Annotated in this window: 23 protein-coding genes; all 23 read right to left on the bottom strand. The window is 28.3% G+C overall.

From position 1 onward, the window contains the following. Positions 1 to 1,083 (bottom strand): M24 family metallopeptidase, encoded by a 1,083-nt coding sequence (locus tag KGF48_RS03135; RefSeq protein WP_227840518.1) that lies wholly within the window; start codon positions 1,081 to 1,083, stop codon positions 1 to 3. 110 nt (positions 1,084 to 1,193) lie between these two features. Then, positions 1,194 to 2,531, bottom strand: a complete 1,338-nt coding sequence (locus KGF48_RS03130; protein WP_227867737.1) for a PTS transporter subunit EIIC — start codon at positions 2,529 to 2,531, stop codon at positions 1,194 to 1,196. A 42-nt stretch (positions 2,532 to 2,573) separates the two neighbouring features. After that, on the bottom strand, positions 2,574 to 2,900 hold the full coding sequence (locus KGF48_RS03125) for a PTS sugar transporter subunit IIB (protein WP_227840520.1): 327 nt from the start codon (positions 2,898 to 2,900) through the stop codon (positions 2,574 to 2,576). A gap of 2 nt (positions 2,901 to 2,902) precedes the next feature. Next, positions 2,903 to 3,223, bottom strand: coding sequence for a PTS lactose/cellobiose transporter subunit IIA (locus KGF48_RS03120; protein WP_227840521.1), 321 nt, complete (start codon positions 3,221 to 3,223; stop codon positions 2,903 to 2,905). 17 nt (positions 3,224 to 3,240) lie between these two features. Further along, positions 3,241 to 4,269 (bottom strand): aminopeptidase, encoded by a 1,029-nt coding sequence (gene ypdE, locus KGF48_RS03115; RefSeq protein ID WP_227840522.1) that lies wholly within the window; start codon positions 4,267 to 4,269, stop codon positions 3,241 to 3,243. Between the two features lie 11 nt (positions 4,270 to 4,280). After that, positions 4,281 to 6,122 carry a PTS sugar transporter subunit IIA gene (locus tag KGF48_RS03110; RefSeq protein WP_227867736.1) on the bottom strand — a complete coding sequence of 614 codons (1,842 nt, stop codon included), beginning with the start codon at positions 6,120 to 6,122 and terminating at the stop codon, positions 4,281 to 4,283. 508 nt (positions 6,123 to 6,630) lie between these two features. Further along, complete coding sequence (gene glyS / locus KGF48_RS03105) at positions 6,631 to 8,697, bottom strand: glycine--tRNA ligase subunit beta (RefSeq protein ID WP_227840736.1); 2,067 nt, start codon at positions 8,695 to 8,697, stop codon at positions 6,631 to 6,633. After that, positions 8,697 to 9,575 (bottom strand): glycine--tRNA ligase subunit alpha, encoded by an 879-nt coding sequence (glyQ, locus tag KGF48_RS03100; protein WP_227432601.1) that lies wholly within the window; start codon positions 9,573 to 9,575, stop codon positions 8,697 to 8,699. The genes glyS and glyQ overlap by 1 nt, the downstream gene beginning before the upstream one ends. A 159-nt stretch (positions 9,576 to 9,734) precedes the next feature. Continuing rightward, the gene (locus KGF48_RS03095) at positions 9,735 to 10,334 is read right to left on the bottom strand and encodes a DUF4342 domain-containing protein (protein ID WP_227432600.1); all 600 of its coding nucleotides are present in this window, start codon (positions 10,332 to 10,334) and stop codon (positions 9,735 to 9,737) included. Next, positions 10,327 to 11,100 carry a DNA repair protein RecO gene (recO, locus tag KGF48_RS03090; RefSeq protein ID WP_227840734.1) on the bottom strand — a complete coding sequence of 258 codons (774 nt, stop codon included), beginning with the start codon at positions 11,098 to 11,100 and terminating at the stop codon, positions 10,327 to 10,329. Before recO ends, KGF48_RS03095 begins: the two co-directional genes overlap by 8 nt. Next, entirely contained in the window at positions 11,066 to 11,221 is a 156-nt protein-coding gene (locus KGF48_RS03085) for a YqzL family protein (RefSeq protein ID WP_227828222.1), read from the bottom strand. Before KGF48_RS03085 ends, recO begins: the two co-directional genes overlap by 35 nt. Before the next feature lie 72 nt (positions 11,222 to 11,293). After that, entirely contained in the window at positions 11,294 to 12,673 is a 1,380-nt protein-coding gene (gene mgtE / locus KGF48_RS03080; protein ID WP_227432597.1) for a magnesium transporter, read from the bottom strand. Positions 12,674 to 12,684: 11 nt separating this feature from the next. Next, complete coding sequence (gene era, locus KGF48_RS03075) at positions 12,685 to 13,578, bottom strand: GTPase Era (protein ID WP_227840733.1); 894 nt, start codon at positions 13,576 to 13,578, stop codon at positions 12,685 to 12,687. 64 nt (positions 13,579 to 13,642) lie between these two features. Further along, positions 13,643 to 14,044, bottom strand: a complete 402-nt coding sequence (locus tag KGF48_RS03070) for a cytidine deaminase (protein ID WP_054274441.1) — start codon at positions 14,042 to 14,044, stop codon at positions 13,643 to 13,645. 118 nt (positions 14,045 to 14,162) lie between these two features. Further along, entirely contained in the window at positions 14,163 to 14,882 is a 720-nt protein-coding gene (locus KGF48_RS03065) for a diacylglycerol kinase (RefSeq protein ID WP_227828220.1), read from the bottom strand. Positions 14,883 to 14,887: 5 nt separating this feature from the next. Next, positions 14,888 to 15,349: an rRNA maturation RNase YbeY gene (gene ybeY / locus KGF48_RS03060; RefSeq protein WP_227828219.1), complete on the bottom strand. Its 462-nt coding sequence runs from the start codon at positions 15,347 to 15,349 to the stop codon at positions 14,888 to 14,890. A 56-nt stretch (positions 15,350 to 15,405) separates the two neighbouring features. Further along, entirely contained in the window at positions 15,406 to 16,422 is a 1,017-nt protein-coding gene (locus tag KGF48_RS03055) for a PhoH family protein (protein WP_227840732.1), read from the bottom strand. 37 nt (positions 16,423 to 16,459) lie between these two features. Continuing rightward, positions 16,460 to 17,803 carry a sporulation protein YqfD gene (yqfD, locus tag KGF48_RS03050; RefSeq protein WP_227840731.1) on the bottom strand — a complete coding sequence of 448 codons (1,344 nt, stop codon included), beginning with the start codon at positions 17,801 to 17,803 and terminating at the stop codon, positions 16,460 to 16,462. A 12-nt stretch (positions 17,804 to 17,815) separates the two neighbouring features. Continuing rightward, positions 17,816 to 18,052, bottom strand: coding sequence for a YabP/YqfC family sporulation protein (locus KGF48_RS03045; RefSeq protein ID WP_227432590.1), 237 nt, complete (start codon positions 18,050 to 18,052; stop codon positions 17,816 to 17,818). Between the two features lie 215 nt (positions 18,053 to 18,267). After that, complete coding sequence (gene hpf / locus KGF48_RS03040; RefSeq protein WP_227840730.1) at positions 18,268 to 18,831, bottom strand: ribosome hibernation-promoting factor, HPF/YfiA family; 564 nt, start codon at positions 18,829 to 18,831, stop codon at positions 18,268 to 18,270. A gap of 215 nt (positions 18,832 to 19,046) precedes the next feature. Next, the gene (locus KGF48_RS03035) at positions 19,047 to 19,544 is read right to left on the bottom strand and encodes a TspO/MBR family protein (RefSeq protein WP_227840729.1); all 498 of its coding nucleotides are present in this window, start codon (positions 19,542 to 19,544) and stop codon (positions 19,047 to 19,049) included. Between the two features lie 110 nt (positions 19,545 to 19,654). Continuing rightward, entirely contained in the window at positions 19,655 to 20,098 is a 444-nt protein-coding gene (locus tag KGF48_RS03030) for a GatB/YqeY domain-containing protein (RefSeq protein ID WP_227828215.1), read from the bottom strand. A gap of 29 nt (positions 20,099 to 20,127) precedes the next feature. Beyond that, positions 20,128 to 20,307 (bottom strand): 30S ribosomal protein S21, encoded by a 180-nt coding sequence (rpsU, locus tag KGF48_RS03025; protein WP_003416618.1) that lies wholly within the window; start codon positions 20,305 to 20,307, stop codon positions 20,128 to 20,130. Between the last annotated feature and the right edge of the window lie 38 nt (positions 20,308 to 20,345).

The following is a 20,345-nucleotide window of genomic DNA, read 5'->3' as shown; positions in this document are numbered from 1 at the left end:
TTAATCCTCCAATATAATTATATCTTTAGTTGTTCTATTTAATATAGTTCCTATCCCATCTTTAATCCAAACATCATCTTCTATTCTTACTCCACCTAAGTTAGGTATATATATTCCAGGTTCACAAGACATAACCATATTTTCACATAATATAGTTTCTGAGCTTTCATTTAAAAATGGATATTCACACCCATCTCCTATACCTATTCCATGTCCTAATCCATGATTAAAATATTCACCATATCCTGCATCATCTATAATTTTTCTTACTTCATAATCTATATGTTTAGCTTTATTTCCTACTTTTATATTCGCTATTCCAACTTGTTGGGCTAACTTTACAAGATTATATATTTCTACCATTTTAGGGTTTGGTTTTCCTACAAATATAGTTCTTGTCATATCTGATTGATAGTTTTTGTATTCTATCCCAAAATCTATCATAATAGTATCTCCTGATTCTATTTTTTTACTCGTTGGTCTTCCATGAGGAAGTGCTGTCCTCACGCCTGATGTTATAACTGGATTAAAAGATAATTTACTTGCTCCATATTTCAGTGCATAAAAGTGAACAAAAGCACTTATCTCATTTTCACTGATTCCAGCTTTTATATGCTTTAATACGTTTTCAAATATTTTATCTGTAATTTCACAAGCTTCTTTTAATATATTTATTTCTTCTATATTTTTAATCATCCTTACCTTATTTATTTCATCACCTATTAAATTAAGTTTAAAATCATATTTATTTAATTCTTTATAATCCGATATAGAATATGCCTGAGATTCTATTCCAAGCTTTAAATATTTATTTTCCTTAAAAACCTCATATACAATATCAAAGTGTGATTTATTAGATTTTGATGGAGTATTTTCTATTATTTCAAACAAAAAATTCAGACTCTTCGCTTCATTTGTATATCTTCCATCTAAAATTAAATATTGACTATCTTTTGTTATTAAAATATTTACACCACTTCCTGTTAAAGTCTGTAAATATTTTTTAGTAGTTCTTGACTTTATAAGTATTGCATCTAATTCTAAATCATTTAATAGCTTTTTTATTTTATTCATCCTTTCCATTTTATTTATCCTCCTATTAAAATGTCTTACTAATCTATAAAATAAAAACTATGAATATAGATTTATAGTTCTATTTTCATAGCTTTTATTTATATGCTTAAATTATATTTCTAGAAATCTAAATCACCTAATAAACCTAAGTCATCTTGAGATATTACAGATTCTTCTTGAACTTCTTGAGCCTGCTTAGCATCTCTCTCATTACATTGTTTTTCATACATTTTATAGAATGGATACCATATTAATATAGATCCTATCATTTGTCCTGCTTGAACTATTGGAGTTAACCAATGTCCATTTACTAAGAATCCTTCTATAAATACTCCTAAGTATGGAGGATTGAAAAAAGGCTTGGCTAATATTCCTGCATGCATTAAGAATGATTGGAATGTTCCTAGTATAGTTCCTCCAATTACAAAAGGTAAAAAGAATGTTGGATTTAAAACTATTGGTCCACCAAATAATATAGGTTCATTTATACCAAATAATGCTGGTACTAAAGAAACTTGACCTATACGCTTAAAGTCTACTCTCTTAGACATTAAATACCAAAATACTAAACCAAATGTTACTCCTGTCCCTGTAAAGTTTGCAAATGCACTTACCATTCCTCCTGTATAGAAGTGTGGTAGTGATTGTCCTACTGCCATAGCTTCCAAGTTTTCAGCTAAGAATTGTGCCGTTATTGGTGCTGTTATTGGTGATAATACCGATGGATGTATTCCAAAGAAGAATAATGTTATTCCTAAGAATGTTATAAATGCAAATGTAAATGGATTATCTAAAGAACCAACTAATGGAGCTAAAAATTGAGTAAGTATTTCTGGAGGTAGTACACCAAATACTTCTAAGGTAATTATTCTTATCCCCATAAATATTCCGACTATTATTACTGTCGTAGGTATTAATTCAAATGAACTTGATACAAAATCAGGTACACTTTCTGGCATACGTATAGTAAAGTTTTTCTTTTTACACCATCTATACAATTCAACAGCCAATACACCTGCTACCATTGCTATAAACAAACCTTTAGTTCCCATATATTTAATATCCATTCCACCATCTTCAGTGAAATTGAAACTCATTAAAAGGAAACCAACAGCAGCTAATGACATTGCTCCTGGCACATAAAGCTTATAGTGTTCTGAAAGGAAATACGTTATACACATACATACTAAAAATCCCATCATTCCTATAGTCAAGTGGAATGGAAGTTGTAACGAGTCCATATTATTTGTTATAAATGAAGTTACAGCATTAGCTCCCATAGCCTTTTCTGCTAAGTTTCCTATAGCTTCTGGCACAAGACTTAAACTTCCTATTATAAGTATTGGAGTCATTGCCACCATTGACTTTTTAATTGCACTTAAGTGATGCTGTTTGTCCATCTTTTGTGCAATCGGTGTAAGATATTTATTCATAAATTGTTCGAACTTTTCAAACATTATTTTCCCCCCTGTTAGTCATATATTATACTTTACTAAGTGTTACATATTAGCTTTTTTGTGAGCTATTAATGCCATCTTAAGTGCAGTTGCACCATCCATTTTCCCATATGTATTTTGATCTATTACTACATATGGTACATTTTTAGGTTCTAATATAGGCTTTATGTAATCAAGTCTATGAGCTATTTGTGGTCCTATAACTAATACATCACAGTTATCAACCTCATTTTTTAATAAATCTACTGGTATTGCTTTAAATTCAAAATCCTCAGTATTTAATTTTTTACTATTTTTTACAGTGTTCTCCATGTTTTTCATTAACATTGTAGTCGAAAATCCACCTGCACAACATAATATTATTCTCATTTTTACGCCTCCTTAGATTCAAATACATCTATTAATTTTTCTATTAAATCTCTAGATAATTGTGAAGTCATGTAATGGTCCTGAGCATGCATCATTAATAAACTCACCATTGACTTACTTTCACAATCTCCAGATAATTCACTTTGTATTAATGCAGTTTGTGCATTATGTGCTTCTAGGTCTATTTTTCTAGCTTCTTCCATACAAGCTCTAGCCCCTTCATAGTCACCTTCTTTCACTTTATTTAAAGCTTCAAATGACTTTGCTTTACTATCTCCTGAAGAAACTATTATCTCCATTATTTTCATTTCTAGATTTTCCATGCTTACCTCCTATGTTGTTAAATAAATTTTAATATATCATTGTACTTCTCTATATTCATATCATTAATAACAGCAGTACATAAATTGATAACCTCTTCAACATCCCTCATATCTACCATTGAATAGTTTCCATGACAGTATCTTAAGGGAACACCTAAAACTATAGCTAGTTTTCCTTCATTTACTAGATGTGCATTTCCAGCATCTGTTCCGCCACCACTAAACATATCGCATTGAAATTTTATATCATACTTAGTTGCTAGGTTTTTCATATAATTCAAGAATTTTTTATTAGGAATCATTGTTTTATCATAATGCACTATCATACAACCTTTAGATAATTGACGTTGATTAGTACAATTTCTAATTAAATCTGGTGCACAAGCAACATCTATAGCAAACACTATATCAGGATTCACTACTTCCGATGCTGTTTTGCCACCTCTTAGTCCAACTTCTTCAGAACTTGTATATACAAGATATATATCATTGTCATCCTTTTTTATTTTATTAATTCTTCTATCTATCTCTTTAAGTACATAGCATCCTATTCTATCATCTAAAGCCTTTGCCATAAGTACATTTTCACTTAACATCTCACTATCACTAGCAAAACATACCATATCCCCTATATTTATACCTAAATCTTCAACCTCTTTAGCTGTACTTACTCCTACGTCTACATATACATCTTTTACGTTGTGATTTTCATCATATGAACAATTCATAAGTCCTTTTATCTTAGTTCCATCAACTTTGGTTATATTTACTTTCTGGAAAGACTTTGCACTATCTTTAACTCCACCAACATTAATTAAATGTAACATTCCAATATCACTTATATGCCTTACTATAAATCCAACTTCATCCATATGAGCACAAAACATCATTTTCAATCCATCACCTCTATGGCGAACTATCATACTCCCTAAGTTATCAAAACTAATTTCTCCATTTATATTTTCAGCTAATATATTCCTTATTTCTTGTTCATTTGAAGCTATTCCATCTGCTTCACATAGTTTTTTTAAATAATTTATACTCATATAATTACCCTCTATATTCTTTGATTTATTAAAGCTACAAATTCTTTGAATGTTTTAGCATTTATAAGTAATCGAACAGTTTCTATGTCATTCATTATTTCATATAGACTACTACTAATTTTTTTATAAAGTCCAATGTTTTCTTTTTTCAAACAAATCATAAATATTAAAGAAACTTTTTTGCCTTCAAATACTATTGGATTTTGTAAAATCTTCACTGAAATTAGATTCTCATTTCCATCAATATCTATAGGATGAGGTGTTGCAACTCCATTTATATATATATTCATTGCAAAGGACTCTCTTTTCAAAACCTTTTCAGAGTATCCATAATCTCCTGCACCTTTTAATTCTATATTTTGGGACATATCCTCTAGACACTTAATATAATCTCTTGAATCATTGTCTATATTAAAATAGTCACTTCTAAAAAACTTACTGATAAAAGCTTGTTCTTTATTTTCTAAAGAATACTCCTTAAATTTTTCAAACATAATCAACTCTTTGATTCTTAAAATATCATAATCATCTAAAAGTTCTTTTATATATATAATAGGTACTTCTAATTTTATATCTAGTTCACAAATCGAGAAAATAATATCTGGATTAAATTTTTCTAACTCTTTCATCTGTATAAGCGAAAAAGTTTTTATATTAGTTTTTTCAAATAAACTACTTATTTTAAATTTTATTAACTGAGCACTTCCGCCACCTGATGAGCATACTATTGCTATTGAATTATACTTTCTAAATTCGTAGATAGCTTGTTTTTCCATATTCATGGCAAAGTATGTAGCTATAAATCCAATTTCATCCCTTTGGATTTCAACATTATACTTTTTGTACATCATTTTTCCTAGTAATATAGCCATATTAAAAGCAACTGGGTATTTGATTTGTATTTCATCTATAAGTGGGTTTTGGTAAGATATACTAAAAGTTGACCTTTTTAACAATTCTGTTAAATGATTTAGTAATGATTTTTTAAATTCTTCATCTTCATTAAAATATGTATTATTTTCTTTATCAAATTGTTCTAAGAAATATTCTAAATCCTCTCTTAAGCTATCTATGTTTTCTTGTCTGCTAAATTTTTTTCTAGCTTTTTTCTTTATCAAAGATTGTAATGTATTGTAATCTTCATTAGATAAATTTAATCCATATTCATTGTTGCTATCATCTAGTTTTAATAATTTAGCTTGCTTATCTATATACATAGTTACTTTTAACCAAGAAAGTATTTCTTTTAGTTCCATATAATTTATGACTAAATTATTTTCTCTTAATTTACTGATAAATTTTTCCTGTATTTTTTTAAAATCGTTTTCCAAACCACTATCAATATACTCTTCTATAATTTCATTTTCTTTTATATAAAGGTCTACTATCAATTCTCTTCTTTCTTTCATGCTATTCATAATTCTTAATCCATAGTGAGATTTTCTTTCTAGCTTAAGATTGTATTTTTCTAAATAAGAATCAATATCTTCTTTATATCCTTTTACTACTGACCTACTTGACCTTAATTTACCTAGTATTTTGTCTATAGTTATATAATCTTCATTTAAGATAATACATGAAATTATACTTTCAACGTTTAACTTAGGTTGATCTAGATACTTAGATAACTCAACTTTAAATTTCTCAAATAAAGTACTATCTTCAATCTCTAATAAATAACCTAACCCTCTTTTTTGTATTATATTAAAACCTTTATCACTAGATACTTTAGATAAATATGAAAAATCATTTTGTAGTGTTCTTTTAGACACAGAATACTTATCTATAAAATATGCTATAGATAGATACTTATTTGTGTCTTCTAAATCATTTATAATATTTAATATTCGCACTCTTACACCTCCCTATTATTTATTCTTACGTTCTAAAAATAATGTAAAATTATTTTGTTTTTTATCACTTGTGTAATTTAATATCGATTTGTGTAAGATGCTTATATTGTTATTATATTTTCTATACAATATTTTTAAAAGGTTTTTAATTTCACTATAAAGTGAAATTAAAAACCTAATATATTATCTATTGCTCAGAATAAGCATCTTTTATTGTAAATATTTAATTATTTACTTTAAAGTTAATTTATATAGATTATTATTATACATACATTTTACATTTTTTGAAGTACTACACTTATGTTGACAATTTATCTTATAAAAAATGATATGTCTTAAAGTAAAAATTTGAATCATCTCCTTTTTTGCAAAAAAAGAAAAGAAGTTCCTAAGAACCCCTAATCTAAAATAACATATAAAAATTCAAAAAGGGAGTTGAACTTAAAATTTGATTAGAAAAAATCAAATTTGAGACAACCCCATTTTTATAATTAATTATGTTTTTATACTATTTGTAAACTATTTTAGATAAATCGCAAATTTCTAGCATAGTATCATATATTTGTTTAAGTAAACCAAGTCTGTTATTTTTAATAGATTCATCATTATCCATAACCATAACTGAATCAAATAGGTTATCAACTACAGGTCTTAAAGATGCAAACTCATCTAAAGCAGTACCGTATTTCTTGTCTTTTAATAATTCTTTTACTCTTACTTTTACTTGCTTAAATTCATTATAGAGCTTAATTTCAGCATCTTCTTTTAATAGATTTTCATCAATTCTATCACATTCTGCTTTTTGAGCCAAAGTAGAAACTCTATTAAATGCAGTAAGCATTTCCACTAATTCATCTTTTTCTAGCCAATTATTAAGCTCTAAAGCTCTCATATGCATATCAGAAATATCATTTATATCAGAGCTTAAAACAGCATCAACAACATCATATCTTATACCTAAATCTTTAAATAGATTTTTTACTCTTTCATTAAAGAAGTTCATTATTTGCTCAACAACTTCATCTTTATTGAAATCTAACTCAGAATAATTATCTAAAGCATGTTCAATAAGTACTTTTAAGTCTACAGCTACTTTTCTATCCATAAGTATACTAAGTATACCTAAAGCTTGTCTTCTTAAAGCATATGGGTCTTGAGAACCTGTTGGTTGTATTCCTATGGCAAAAAATCCTGCTATTGAATCTAATTTATCAGCTATTGATAAAGCTACTCCTGCATTAGTTTTAGGAAGAATATCTCCTGCAAATCTTGGTAAATAATGTTCAAAAATAGCCTCACTTACAACATTATTTTCTCCTCCAACCTTCGCATATTCTTTTCCCATAAAACCTTGTAATTCGTCAAACTCTCCTACCATTCCAGTAACTAAATCTGCTTTAGATAATTTAGCAGCTCTCATAGTGTCTGCCTTTTCATCTGCTAATCCTAAACTATCAAGTATATCAGCACTTAGTTTTTCAAGTCTTAAAGTTTTGTCGTAAATAGTACCCAATTTTACTTGGAAAACAACTGTTTTTAATTTTTCTATGTAGCTTTCCAAGTTTCTCTTAGTATCTTCTCTATAGAAAAATAAAGCATCAGCAAGTCTTGCTTCTAAAACTTTTTCATTTCCAGCTTTAACATTATCTATTCTGTAAGAGTCTCCATTTCTAACAGCTATAAAGTTAGGTAACAGTTTTCCTTCTTTAAGTACTGGGAAATATCTTTGATGTTGTTTCATAGGAGTTATAATAACTTCTTTTGGTAGTTTTATATAGTCTGTATTAAATTCGCCATAAAAAGCAGTTGGATATTCAACTAAGTAAGTTACCTCTTCAAGTAAATCTTCATCAAACTCAACTTCGCCACCTAAAGAGTTGGCTACTTCTATACATTGTTTTCTTATAATTTCTTTTCTCTTATTTTGGTCTAAAACTATATAATTTTTCTCTAATTTTTCAAAATATTCTTCTATAGAATTAACTTCTATTGTACTTTCCCCTAAGAATCTATGTCCTTTTGTTACATTAGAAGATATTATTCCTTCTAAATCAAATTCTAATACCTTATCATTTAACAATGTAACTATCCATCTTATAGGTCTTGCAAATTTTAGGTTTTTTCCTCCCCAACGCATAGCTTTTGGGAATACTACAGATTTTATAGTTTCTGGTAATATCTCTTTTAACACTTCTGAAGTGTCTTTCCCTGCTTGCTTTATAGTAGCAAAAATATATTCATCTTTTCCAACTTGTTTAAAATATATGTCAGATTCTCTTAATCCTTTACTTTTTATAAATCCTAAAGCTGGTTTTGTGAAATTATTTTCTGCATCAACAGCAATCTTCTTAGCAGGACCTTTTATTTCTTCTTCTAAGTCACTTTGCTTATCACTTAAGCCTTCAACTACTAAAGTCAATCTTCTTGGTGTTCCATAGGCATCTATTTTATTAAAAGATATTCTATTTTCCTCAAATAATTTATTAAGATTGTTTTTTAATTGTTCTAGTGTACTACCCATAAATCTTGATGGCATTTCTTCAACACCGATTTCAAATAAAAGATAATTTTTCATTATTTGTCACCGTCCTTTAAAAGAGGGAATCCCATTTCTTCTCTTTGTTTTACAAAAGTTTCTGCAACAGTTTTTGCCATATTTCTAACTCTACCTATAAATGAAGCTCTTTGACTAACACCTATTGCTCCTCTTGCATCCAATGTATTAAATGCATGAGAACATTTTAATACATAGTCATATGAAGGTATTACAAGACCGCTTTCCATAAGTCTTAATGCTTCTTTTTCATATATATCAAATAGATTAAACAACATATCTGCATCACATAATTCAAATGCATACACTGAGTTTTCATACTCAGCTTTATTAAACACTTCGCCATAAGTTATTTTATCATTCCATTTTAAATCATAAACACTATCAACTTCTTGAATGTACATAGCTAATCTTTCTAATCCATATGTAATTTCTCCTGTCTCAAGCTCACATTCAATATTACCTACTTGTTGGAAGTATGTAAATTGAGTTATTTCCATACCATCTAACCAAACTTCCCATCCAAGTCCCCAAGCACCAACTGTAGCAGCTTCCCAGTTGTCTTCAACAAATCTTATATCATGTTCACTTGGGTCAATTCCAATTTCTTTTAAGCTCTCTAAATACAATTCTTGTATATTATCTGGAGATGGCTTTAGTATAACTTGGAATTGATGATGTTGATATAATCTGTTTGGGTTTTCACCATATCTTCCATCTGCTGGTCTTCTTGAAGGCTCTACATAGCATACTTGCCAAGGTTCAGGTCCTAATGATCTTAAAAAAGTATTAGGATTCATAGTTCCAGCACCTTTTTCAACATCGTAAGGTTGCATCATGATACAACCTTGCTTTGACCAGTATTTTTGCAATGCCAGTATCATTTCTTGAAAATTCATAAAAATCCCTCCTATAACAATAAAGCCTCTCGTCTACACGAAAGGCTATTTTAATAGTTCTTCTACAACTTTTAGAATATCAAATTCTATAAAATTTGTCAATGTTAGTGATAATTCTTATAATTATCTTCTTTTCATTTTTTAAAAGTCACTTTATATCTATTTATTTTCGTCTTCGTTTTCATTATTCTTTTCAGATTCTTCTTTCATAAGATCAGCAGTTACGTCTTTATCATCTTCTTTTTTATCAACTACTACATCTTTTACATCTTTAGCTGCATTAGTTATCATATTCTTCAAAACATGAAGTTTTTCTTCATTTAATTCACCTAAGTCTACAACTTCACCATCTTCTTCATTTTGAACTTTTATACGATATTTACTTATAACAGCTGCTGATAAACCAACTAGAGTAGCTAATGGTACAAAAGCTAATCCAACAACGCCTACTGTTAAAGGAATATTCATCATAGTTTTTCCATCTTTTTCAACTATTACTCTTACAACACTACTTTTTTTAAGAAGTTCTTTTAATTGATATTTTATATTTTCTCCATCTTTACCAAATACTTCTTCCATAGTTTCTTTAGCAGATTTAGCTTTACAATTACAAGTATTCTTTTTATTTTCTAAATATATTACTGCCTCAATTACATCTCCATTACATTCCACTAATGCTTCTTTTGCTTCTGCATAAGTTGCTCCTGGAACTCTTTCAAAGACTGAATCAACCATTTCAATAGTTATATTACTACTCATTATTATCCACTCCCTTATTATTTTTTACACTTTGCAATACGTGTAATGATTTTAGATTAATATTATCAACATAAACCTTCAAATATTTTTCTAGTATATTTTCGAGTTCATGTGTTATATATTTTGATACTTTAGCTTTGCTACATGTTAAAATATCATTCCTTAATACATATTCCATTAGACTAACAGTTGTTAAATCCAATTTTATATTATTATCAAAAAGTGTATTACACTTACTACATAGTATACCACCTTCATAAATATTAAACATAGAATTTTGCAAAATTTTACTTCCGCAATTAATACATTTATTTACTATCGGTTTAAATCCTATATAGTCCAAGAACTTTAACTCAAATGCAGCTGTTACAAATCTATTATCTGTATTCTCTTGTGTATATAAATACAGCGTCTGTGCAAGTAATATAAATAACCTATTATTAGTTTGATTTTCAAGTATAGAATTTTCAACTAATTTTGTAATATATGTAGCATAAGAAAATGCCTCTATATCGTAGGATATATTATAAAAACTTTTTATGATTTCACTTTGGGTAACCTTGTACATATTTCCTTGTTTTTTTAAAGTAAAATTGCTATAAGAAAATAACTGTGATGATGAAAGTAAAGAGCTCTTATTTTTTTTGGCTCCTTTTGCTATTGCAGATACTTTTCCAAGCTTTCTCGTAAACAGAGTAAGTATTATATCACTTTCCTTGTACCTTATAGCTTTAAGTACTATCCCCTGGGTGTTCAGGATTATCATCGTCTTCTTTTTTCTCCCTTACTTCTTCGACTTCTTCACTTAGGTTTTTGCAATCACAGAAATATAGATATGCATCTACACTACCTGTTTTTTTAAAAACTTCCCAACTGATATTGTTCATTTTTAAAAAACCCCCTTCTTACATTTATACTTATATTTTTAGTAAGAAGAGGATAAATCATACATAAAGTTATTAAACAATTTTTGACAATAATGCTGTCGTTATTATAAAATAAACTGCTATACCAGTTATATCAAGAGCTGTAGATATAATTGGTGATGAAACTGTAGATGGATCTGCATCCATCTTTTTTAATAAAACAGGCATAAATGCACCTATCGTTGCACCCAAAACCATATTTATAAATAATGATATTGAAACAATTAATACAATATCTAATTTTTTCATGACAAAGTAAATTACAATACCTGTTATTATACTACACAAAAGACCTGTAATAATTCCTACAATACCTTCTCTTACTACATTGCTAAAATTCAAATCTTTGTTAGACAATGTTATTACTGTAACAGATGATGATTGTGTTCCAATATTACCACCCATACCTATTACTACAGGTATAAAAAATACCAACGGAGCATATATAGGATTCATTATATAATCTAAATTAGAAAGTATTAAAGAAGCTAATAGACCTCCAATTAATGTAATAATTAACCATGGCAGTCTACCTCTAAGAGCTGATATTGTCTGCTCTTTTAATGTAGGATTTTCCTTTTCAGCAACTTCTCTTTCATGTTCTGAACTTCCTGCAAATTTATACATATCTTCAGTTGCTTCTTCTTCCATAACATCTATTATATCATCTACTGTTATTATCCCTTTTAGCTTTTCTTGTCTATCTACTACTGGAATTGCTATTAAATTGTATTTCGATACTAACCTAACTGCTTCTTCTCTATCTTCATCTACATAAACAGAGATTATATTTTCACTCATTAAGTCTTCTACTATATTTGCATCTCTCGCTATTATTAACTCTCTTAACGATAATACTCCAACTAGCTTTTCTTCATCATCAACTACATATATATAATAAATAGTCTCAGCTTCATCAGCTTCTTCTCTCATATGTTCTATTGCCTCAAGAGCTGTCATATCTTTATTTATAGAAATATATCCAGTGGTCATCGTTCCACCTGCAGAGTCTTCATCATAGAATAATAATTCTTTTACATAGTCAGCGTTTTCTTGATTTAAAAGATTTATTATATGTTCTCTTTCTTCTTCTTCAAGCTCACTAAGTTTGTCTGCCATATCTCCAAGAGACATAAGTTCAAGTATGTTTTTTGCGTGTTCTACATCTAACTTAGATAAAATACTAATAAAAAACTCTACACTACCTTCTTCTAATATAGAAGATGCCATATCCAGAGGAAGTACTTCAAACAGTTGAATTTTCATGTCTTCCTCTAAATTTTCCATTATATCGAATATATCAATTATATGATATTCCTCTATTAATTCTCTTAACTCCAATACTTTATTATTATCAATTAATGATTTTACTTCATATAATAAATCTTGGGAAGCATCCAGTTTCCTATCCATATAACCCACCTTTATTTATCATTATATCCAAAATTATTTATATAATTTTGTAAATTTCTCCAATTTTCTTTAACCTTAACCCATAATTGGAGATTTATTTGTGAACCTAAAAGTAATTCTATATCTTGTCTTGCTGATTTACCTATTCCTTTTAGCTTCCTACCATTCTTTCCTATTATTATTCCCTTATGTGAATCTCTTTCACAATATATTACAGCAGATACATCTACTATTTCTTTATCATTTCTTGCTTTCATTTTTTCAATTTCAACAGCTACACCATGAGGTATTTCATCATTAAGATAATGAAGAACTTTTTCTCTTATAAGTTCTGCTATTAATACTCTCTCTGGTTGGTCTGTAATCATATAATCTGGAAAATACTTTGGTCCTTCTTCTAAGTAATTTTGTATAACTTTTATTAAAGTATCTGTATTTTTCCCTTTTAATGCTGATATTGGTACTATCTCTTTGAAAATACCTTCTCTATCATACATTTTTATTATATCAAACAATTCATCTTTTTGGCCTAGTTGGTCTATTTTATTTACAACTAGAATTATTGGTGTCTTAACAGATTTTAAATCCTCTATTATTTTTCTGTCTCCAGGACCTATTTTTTTAGAGTCATCAACTACAAATAATATTAAGTCTACATTTTTAAAAGCTTCTGTTGCTGCCTTTACCATAAATTCACCTAATTTATTTTTAGGTTTGTGAATACCTGGTGTATCTAAAAATACTATTTGATTTTCTTCATCTGTATAGACTGCTTGTATTGTATTTCTTGTAGTCTGAGGTTTATCACTCATTATAGCTATCTTTTCCCCTACTACATTATTCATTAAAGTAGATTTCCCTACATTTGGTCTACCTACTATACTGACAAATCCTGATTTGAACATTAACTGTCTCCTAACTTTTACCTTCTTGTATTTAACTACTTTAAATTCATTTTAATTTTTTAATTTATTTTAAATCATTTCCAGAGAAATAGTTTGGTAGCAAATCTTTTATATCATGCTCAAACACCTCTCCTTTAGTATATCCTGTTATTATTTTTATATCAGAACCAAACTCTATAATTACTTGTCTACATATTCCACAAGGATATGTTTGCTCATTATTTTCTGAGTTATCACTTGCTATAGCTATTTTATATATATCTTTGTCACCTTCTGATATAGCCTTAAAAATAGCTGTTCTTTCTGCGCAATTTGTTCCACCTAATGATGCACATTCTATATTACATCCAGTATAAACTTTTCCACTCTTAGTTAAAAGAGCTGCACCCACTCTAAAACCTGAGTAAGGAGCATAAGAATGTTGTCTAGCATCTTCTGCCAACTTTAACAATTCTATGTTGTCCACAACATCTCCTCCTGTATACACTTATTAGAATTTCTTTTTATTTAATACTCTACATTATATCATAAAAATTTAATTATCACAGATTTGTTTCATTTTAAATATTTTATGTACATTCATTTTAATTATAAAACATTCCAAGCTGAAATACTAATATTGCTATTAACACGCCTAACAAAGCTCCTGCTATAGTTTCCCAGAATGTATGTATTTTTCCCTCAATCCTACTTTGAGCAACCAATACAGCCATTATATATGCAAGAGTAGATGCAACTACTCTTTCTGTCATAAGCGTAATTGCAGTTGCTATAGCAAATGCTAAAGCAGCATGACCACTTGGCATACCTCCTTTTAAAGGTGTCCCTGTTGAAGTCAATGCTTTTACTACTACTACAGCTATAAGAACCAATAATATACATATCAAGGTTATATGCAACTCTGATTCTCTTATCTTATAAATTAGAATCCCAGATATATCTGTCAATTTATCATAAAATAAAATATATCCAACCACCACTGAGTTTAATGCTGCTACTAGTACACCGCCTGCTGCAACATCTTTTGCTATTTTTGCAAGTACGTGATATTCATCAGTTACCAAGTCTACTGCTTTTTCTATAGCTGTATTAAACATCTCAGCAACTACAACTAAACATATAGACATCAGTAACATTATCATTTCCAGTTTTGAAAAGTTAAAAAATAAACTTATTATAAGCACAGCAACTGAACCTAAGTAATGTATTTTCATATTTCTTTCAAATTTAAATGTATATAATATTCCTTCTATAGCTGCGTTAAAAGCTTTAATTATACCTTGACGAGTTTTTCCTGTTTTCATAAGAATTACTCCCTTGTTATGTTTAACTTATTTAATATGTATTCTTCTTTTTCTCTCATTTCCTTTGTATTTTCATCTGTATCATGGTCATACCCTAAAAGATGAAACATACTATGACATATTAAAAAACATACTTCTCTTTCAAAACTATGATTATATTCTATGCTTTGCTCTAAAGCTCTTTCAAGAGATACTACTATATCTCCTAAAGATTCTTCTTCCAATTCAATATCTTCAAAATCATCACTTAAAAGAGGAAATGATAAAACATCAGTTGGTCTATCAACTCCTCTATATTCTCTATTTAATTCATGAATCTCTTTATTATCTACAAAAGAAAGACTCACTTCATAATTATCATCATATCCTTCATAATCCAAACACTCTAAAATTATATCTTTTATTTTTTCTATTAGTTCTTCATTTACTTCTAATTTATCTTGTCTATCATCTAATATCAAATCCATTAATTACACCTACTTTTTATTCATTAATAATGCTATACATCTATATTACTACACTTTTACTTTCTTTTGAAAGTCTTTTCCTGTATTTTCATTTTTTTGCGCTCTTCTTTTTTAAATTCTTCTTTTTTATCATACTTCTCATAAGCTCTTATTATTCTTTGTACTAACTCATGTCTTACAACATCTCTGTCTGTTAACATTATAGAGCCTATCCCTTGAACGCCCTTAAGAATCTCTGTAGCTTGTATAAGACCACTTTTTTTATTTTGTGGCAAATCTGTTTGTGTTATATCGCCTGTAACTACAGCCTTAGAACCAAATCCTAATCTAGTTAAAAACATTTTCATTTGCTCAGAAGTTGTATTTTGAGCTTCATCTAATATTATAAAAGAATTATCAAGAGTTCTACCTCTCATAAATGCAAGTGGTGCAACTTCTATAGTACCTCTTTCTAAATACTTATTAAACTTATCAGCACCCAACATTTCAAATAATGCATCATATAATGGTCTTAAATATGGGTCGACTTTATCTTTTAAATCTCCTGGTAAAAAGCCTAAACTTTCTCCAGCTTCCACTGCTGGTCTTGTAAGTATAATTCTACTAACTTCATCTCTTTTAAAAGCTTTCACTGCCATAGCCACAGCAAGATAAGTCTTTCCTGTTCCAGCAGGTCCAACACCAAAAGTTATATCATTATTTTCTATAAGCTTTATATACTCTTTTTGCCCTAAAGTTTTAGGTTGAACAGCTTTACCTCTTTGAGTTATAACGATTGTACCTTCAAGTTCTTTTATCTTTTGCTCACTGCCTTCAAGTAAAAGAGATAATGAATAAGAAATGCTTTGTTTATCTAAATGCTTACCATTTGATACAGTTTGATGCAATTCATTCATAAGTTTTAATGCAGAATCTACATTTTTTTCTTCTCCTATTAAAATTATATTACCCTCTCTAAGTATTACATCTATATTTAAAGTTTTCTCTATTAATTTTACATTTTCATCAAAGTTGCCAAATAACTCTCTTTCAAAATTGCCATCTGCTATTGTAAATTTTTTTTGTATTATCAATTGAATTAATCCTCCTCAAGTTTTAAGTTAAATTTTATTAATTATTGTTACTATTATTATTTTGACTATTGTTACTATTTTGATTGCTATTATTTCCATCAGAATTATTTTGGTCGTTATTATCTTTATTATCCTCATTAAACTCATTTCTTATATCATTTATGGGTCTTTTTTGTGGATTAGAAGGAACTTCCTCTTCTCCTTCTTTTGGTTTACTATCTTCCTTTATAAATCTTTCTGCCTCTGATTTACTAAGAGGATAAATTTTAGCGATATTTTCACTAGTTTGAACTGTTATTAAATATTCTAACATATTTTTATTAACCTTATAGCTATGTTTTACATCTATTATTCTAGCCGAAGCTGGTATTATGTATTCTAATTCTTTTAAAGCTTTTTCAGATAGTTCTTTTTTCAACTCTTCTTTGTTCTTTTTCACTTCAACTTTTTCGGTTTCATAAAAAGTACTCGTCTTTATTTTTATAGGGAAAGTATAATCTCCCATTGAAAGTCTTTTTTCTTTATTTTCAACAACATAGTTCTTATATTTTATATTTTTTCTAATTGTAAATTCTTTATCATAAAAACTTATTGTATGTACTTTTTTCTTTTCTCCAGTTTTTTTATTTACAGTATCTACATAGCTTGCCTTTTTAGTAGATTCATAGAAAGTACTTGCCCATACTTCTGGTATTGATTTTGTATTAGCACCATTTAGTAAGACATCTCCCTTTTGGACTATATCTCCAGATTTAACAACAGACTTACCACTTCTAGGGATTACCTTTTCTATTATACCATTTTTTAAAGCAATTACATTACAATAATTTGATTGGTCTGTAGATTTTAAGGATTCAGCCTTTTTTGTAACAGTAACAAATATATTGGTTCCCTTTACATTAATAGATAAATATGCAACATCATTAAATTTTGACATCATATGGTCTCTAACTTCTTTTCTATCAATACTCTTTTTGTATACTCCTGGTCTCACTCCAACTTTATAAAGTTCACTTCTAAGAGCTTCTTTTTTTATACCTTCTGGAGATTGTATATACACATCCGTTACAAATTGTGATGTTGACATCAATAAAAGCAAAGAAACAATAGCACAAATCCACATACCTTTGTGCTTATAAATTCTTTTAATAATAAAAGGAACTCCTGTTTTTTGTTTTACCTTAATATCAAACTTACTCCCTCTATAAATATTCTTAAATTCTTTTATATCTTGTCTATTTATATTAAACTCGATTTTAGTATTTTTTATTCTAGTTACATTGTAAACATTTATCCCGTTTCTTATAAGATGATTTAAAAATTGTTCAAGCCCTACTCCTTCCACAACTATAACATAGTATCCCCTTATAAAACTTATCAAGTGTATCTCCTCCTAATCAACATACTCCACATTGTATATAATTCCCTTTATACCTATCTCACTGTCAGTAATATACTTAAGTGAAAGTTTATCCCCAGATATTTTAATTGTTTTTACCTTAGTCTTTATTTTTATTAAATCAACTTCATATTCTAGTATTGATAGATAATTTTCTATACTCATAAAAGTATTACTTGTAACAGTAACAACTGGTTGATTTACTTGTAAATCAGTGGATATTTCTAACATGAGCATTACCCCCTTAATTAATTTTATGCTTAAAATAGGTATTTATGCACTTTATTGATACTATCGTGGAGTAGTTTTAAAAATTTTTAGACAGTAAATACCTACTATTTAATATATTATTTAAACAAGAAAAAGGTAATCATATTGATAAAAATCAACATAATTACCTTTTTACTTTTTTTTATATAAAATCTAAAAAGTATACAATTTTTTTATTAGTCTTGCTCTATTAAACCATATCCACCTGCTTTACGCTTATATACTATATTTATTTCAAAATTATCTTGATTTCTAAACATATAGAAATTGTGTCCTACCAACTCCATCTGAAGAATTGCCTCTTCTGAACTCATAGGTTTTACATTAAATTTCTTTCTTCTTTCTATAACTATATTTTCATCTTCCTCATCATCATAATCATAATCATTAAATTCGCTACTATTATCTATAAAGTCAATATTTTCAAATCTTATGCTCTTATTATTTTGAACTTTGTCTTTAACCTTAGTCTTATACTTTACAACTTGTCTACTTAATTTGTCACAAACAATGTCAATTGCTGCATATAAATCTTCTTCTACGTCTTCTGCCCTTATTATTTGACCACTAATAGGAATTATTGTAACCTCCACTTTCTGTCTATCCTTTTTCGCACTTACTGTTACTTTCACTTCTGATTCAGGATCAAGGTATTTTTCTAACCTACTTAATTTTCCATCTACGTATCCTTTTATTCCGTCAGTTAATTTCATTTGTCTCCCAGATACTATTATTTGCATAAAAACCTCTCCCTTCGAGCCTTTCCAATTCTAATACTTTAATATGTTCATCTTTAAATATATTTTTGATACATTTATTATATTTAAATTAATATAATTGTATATGAAAATGATTATTTTTAATAGTCTATTTATTTTTTATTTGATATGATATTATTAAAAGTACGGGGTAATTTACAAAACCTTTACATTCTATTTATTAACAAACCATATAACTATTTATTAATAAACCATATAAAATAATTCAAAAATCCAGCATAAACCAACCACATTAGATAAACCAAATTTATATATCCAGCTCTCTTATCTATTTTAGAAAATTTCAAAATAACTATTATAGAAACCATAATCATTATTATGATGTCTATTAAAGCTGTAAATCTAAGTCCAAATCCAAAAAATAATATACTCCATACAAAATTTAATGCAAGTTGTAATCCATAATAAAATACTGCATCTCTTACTTTAGGCAAGTTGTAACCTTTTTTTAATATTAGGTATGAAGATATACCCATCAATATGTACAATATAGTCCAAATTATAGGGAAGATAAAAGCTGGTGGTGCAAAACTTGGTTTTGTAAGTTGTAAATAGTACGTTGAAATATCTGTTCCACTAATCAACATGGTCAAAATACTACTCAAATAACCTATTATTAATGGTATTGATATGTTTATCAAAAAATTTCTAATTTCCTTTACCGATATAATCAAATTTTTCCCCTTCTTTCAAAATTTTCTTTGATTATAGATATGCTTAGATATGACTTGTTATTCTCAAAAATTATAAAAAGCCTAGAGATTTCTCTCTAGGCTATATCAATCTATTGTAAGTTTTGTTTTACCAACTTATTTATAAGTTTTCCGTCAGCTCTACCCTTAACTTTTGGTTGAATAACTGACATTATTTTTCCCATATCTTTCATAGATGTTGCTCCTACTTCAGATATAGTACATTTTACAATTTCTTCTAACTCTTCTTCGCTTAATTGTTGAGGTAGGTACTCTTTTAAAACTTCAATTTCAGCTTCTGTTTCTTTTATTAAGTCTTCTCTTCCAGCTTTTTCAAATTCAACTAATGCATCTCTACGTTGCTTTAATTGTTTTGCTATTACATCGATAATTCCATCTTCATTAAGTTCAGTTCTATTATCAACTTCATACTGCTTTATGGAAGCTCTTATTAAAGTTACTACAGATTTTCTCACTGTATCTTTGTTTTTCATCGAAGATTTCAAATCCTCTTGTAACTTTTGCTTAAGGGACATCCCCTTCACCTCTTTATTCTTATTTACTACTATTTTTTAGCGTTTTTTCTTCTTGCTGCTTCAGCTTTTTTCTTACGCTTAACGCTTGGCTTATCATAGTGCTCTCTTTTTCTTACTTCTGACATGATGCCAGACATTGCACATTGACGCTTAAATCTTCTTAAAGCGCTGTCTAATGTTTCATTTTCTCTAACTCTTACTTCTGACATTTCTTTTTCCCTCCCTCCAATAGCGCAATTATGCTGGG

The sequence above is a fragment of the Clostridioides sp. ZZV15-6388 genome (assembly GCF_020657755.1).
GTDB lineage: Bacteria > Bacillota > Clostridia > Peptostreptococcales > Peptostreptococcaceae > Clostridioides.
Note: the sequence above shows the minus strand (reverse complement) of the source record. Positions and strands in the feature narration are given on the sequence as shown.

Coding starts and splice junctions, on each gene's coding strand:
- KGF48_RS03135 (WP_227840518.1), bottom strand. CDS start 1,083: ATGGAAAGGATGAATAAAATAAAAAAGCTATTAAATGATTTAGAATTA.
- KGF48_RS03130 (WP_227867737.1), bottom strand. CDS start 2,531: ATGTTTGAAAAGTTCGAACAATTTATGAATAAATATCTTACACCGATT.
- KGF48_RS03125 (WP_227840520.1), bottom strand. CDS start 2,900: ATGAGAATAATATTATGTTGTGCAGGTGGATTTTCGACTACAATGTTA.
- KGF48_RS03120 (WP_227840521.1), bottom strand. CDS start 3,223: ATGGAAAATCTAGAAATGAAAATAATGGAGATAATAGTTTCTTCAGGA.
- ypdE (WP_227840522.1), bottom strand. CDS start 4,269: ATGAGTATAAATTATTTAAAAAAACTATGTGAAGCAGATGGAATAGCT.
- glyS (WP_227840736.1), bottom strand. CDS start 8,697: ATGAAAAATTATCTTTTATTTGAAATCGGTGTTGAAGAAATGCCATCA.
- glyQ (WP_227432601.1), bottom strand. CDS start 9,575: ATGAATTTTCAAGAAATGATACTGGCATTGCAAAAATACTGGTCAAAG.
- KGF48_RS03095 (WP_227432600.1), bottom strand. CDS start 10,334: ATGAGTAGTAATATAACTATTGAAATGGTTGATTCAGTCTTTGAAAGA.
- recO (WP_227840734.1), bottom strand. CDS start 11,100: ATGATAATCCTGAACACCCAGGGGATAGTACTTAAAGCTATAAGGTAC.
- KGF48_RS03085 (WP_227828222.1), bottom strand. CDS start 11,221: ATGAACAATATCAGTTGGGAAGTTTTTAAAAAAACAGGTAGTGTAGAT.
- mgtE (WP_227432597.1), bottom strand. CDS start 12,673: ATGGATAGGAAACTGGATGCTTCCCAAGATTTATTATATGAAGTAAAA.
- era (WP_227840733.1), bottom strand. CDS start 13,578: ATGTTCAAATCAGGATTTGTCAGTATAGTAGGTAGACCAAATGTAGGG.
- KGF48_RS03065 (WP_227828220.1), bottom strand. CDS start 14,882: ATGAAAACAGGAAAAACTCGTCAAGGTATAATTAAAGCTTTTAACGCA.
- ybeY (WP_227828219.1), bottom strand. CDS start 15,349: ATGGATTTGATATTAGATGATAGACAAGATAAATTAGAAGTAAATGAA.
- KGF48_RS03045 (WP_227432590.1), bottom strand. CDS start 18,052: ATGTTAGAAATATCCACTGATTTACAAGTAAATCAACCAGTTGTTACT.
- hpf (WP_227840730.1), bottom strand. CDS start 18,831: ATGCAAATAATAGTATCTGGGAGACAAATGAAATTAACTGACGGAATA.
- KGF48_RS03030 (WP_227828215.1), bottom strand. CDS start 20,098: ATGTCCCTTAAGCAAAAGTTACAAGAGGATTTGAAATCTTCGATGAAA.
- rpsU (WP_003416618.1), bottom strand. CDS start 20,307: ATGTCAGAAGTAAGAGTTAGAGAAAATGAAACATTAGACAGCGCTTTA.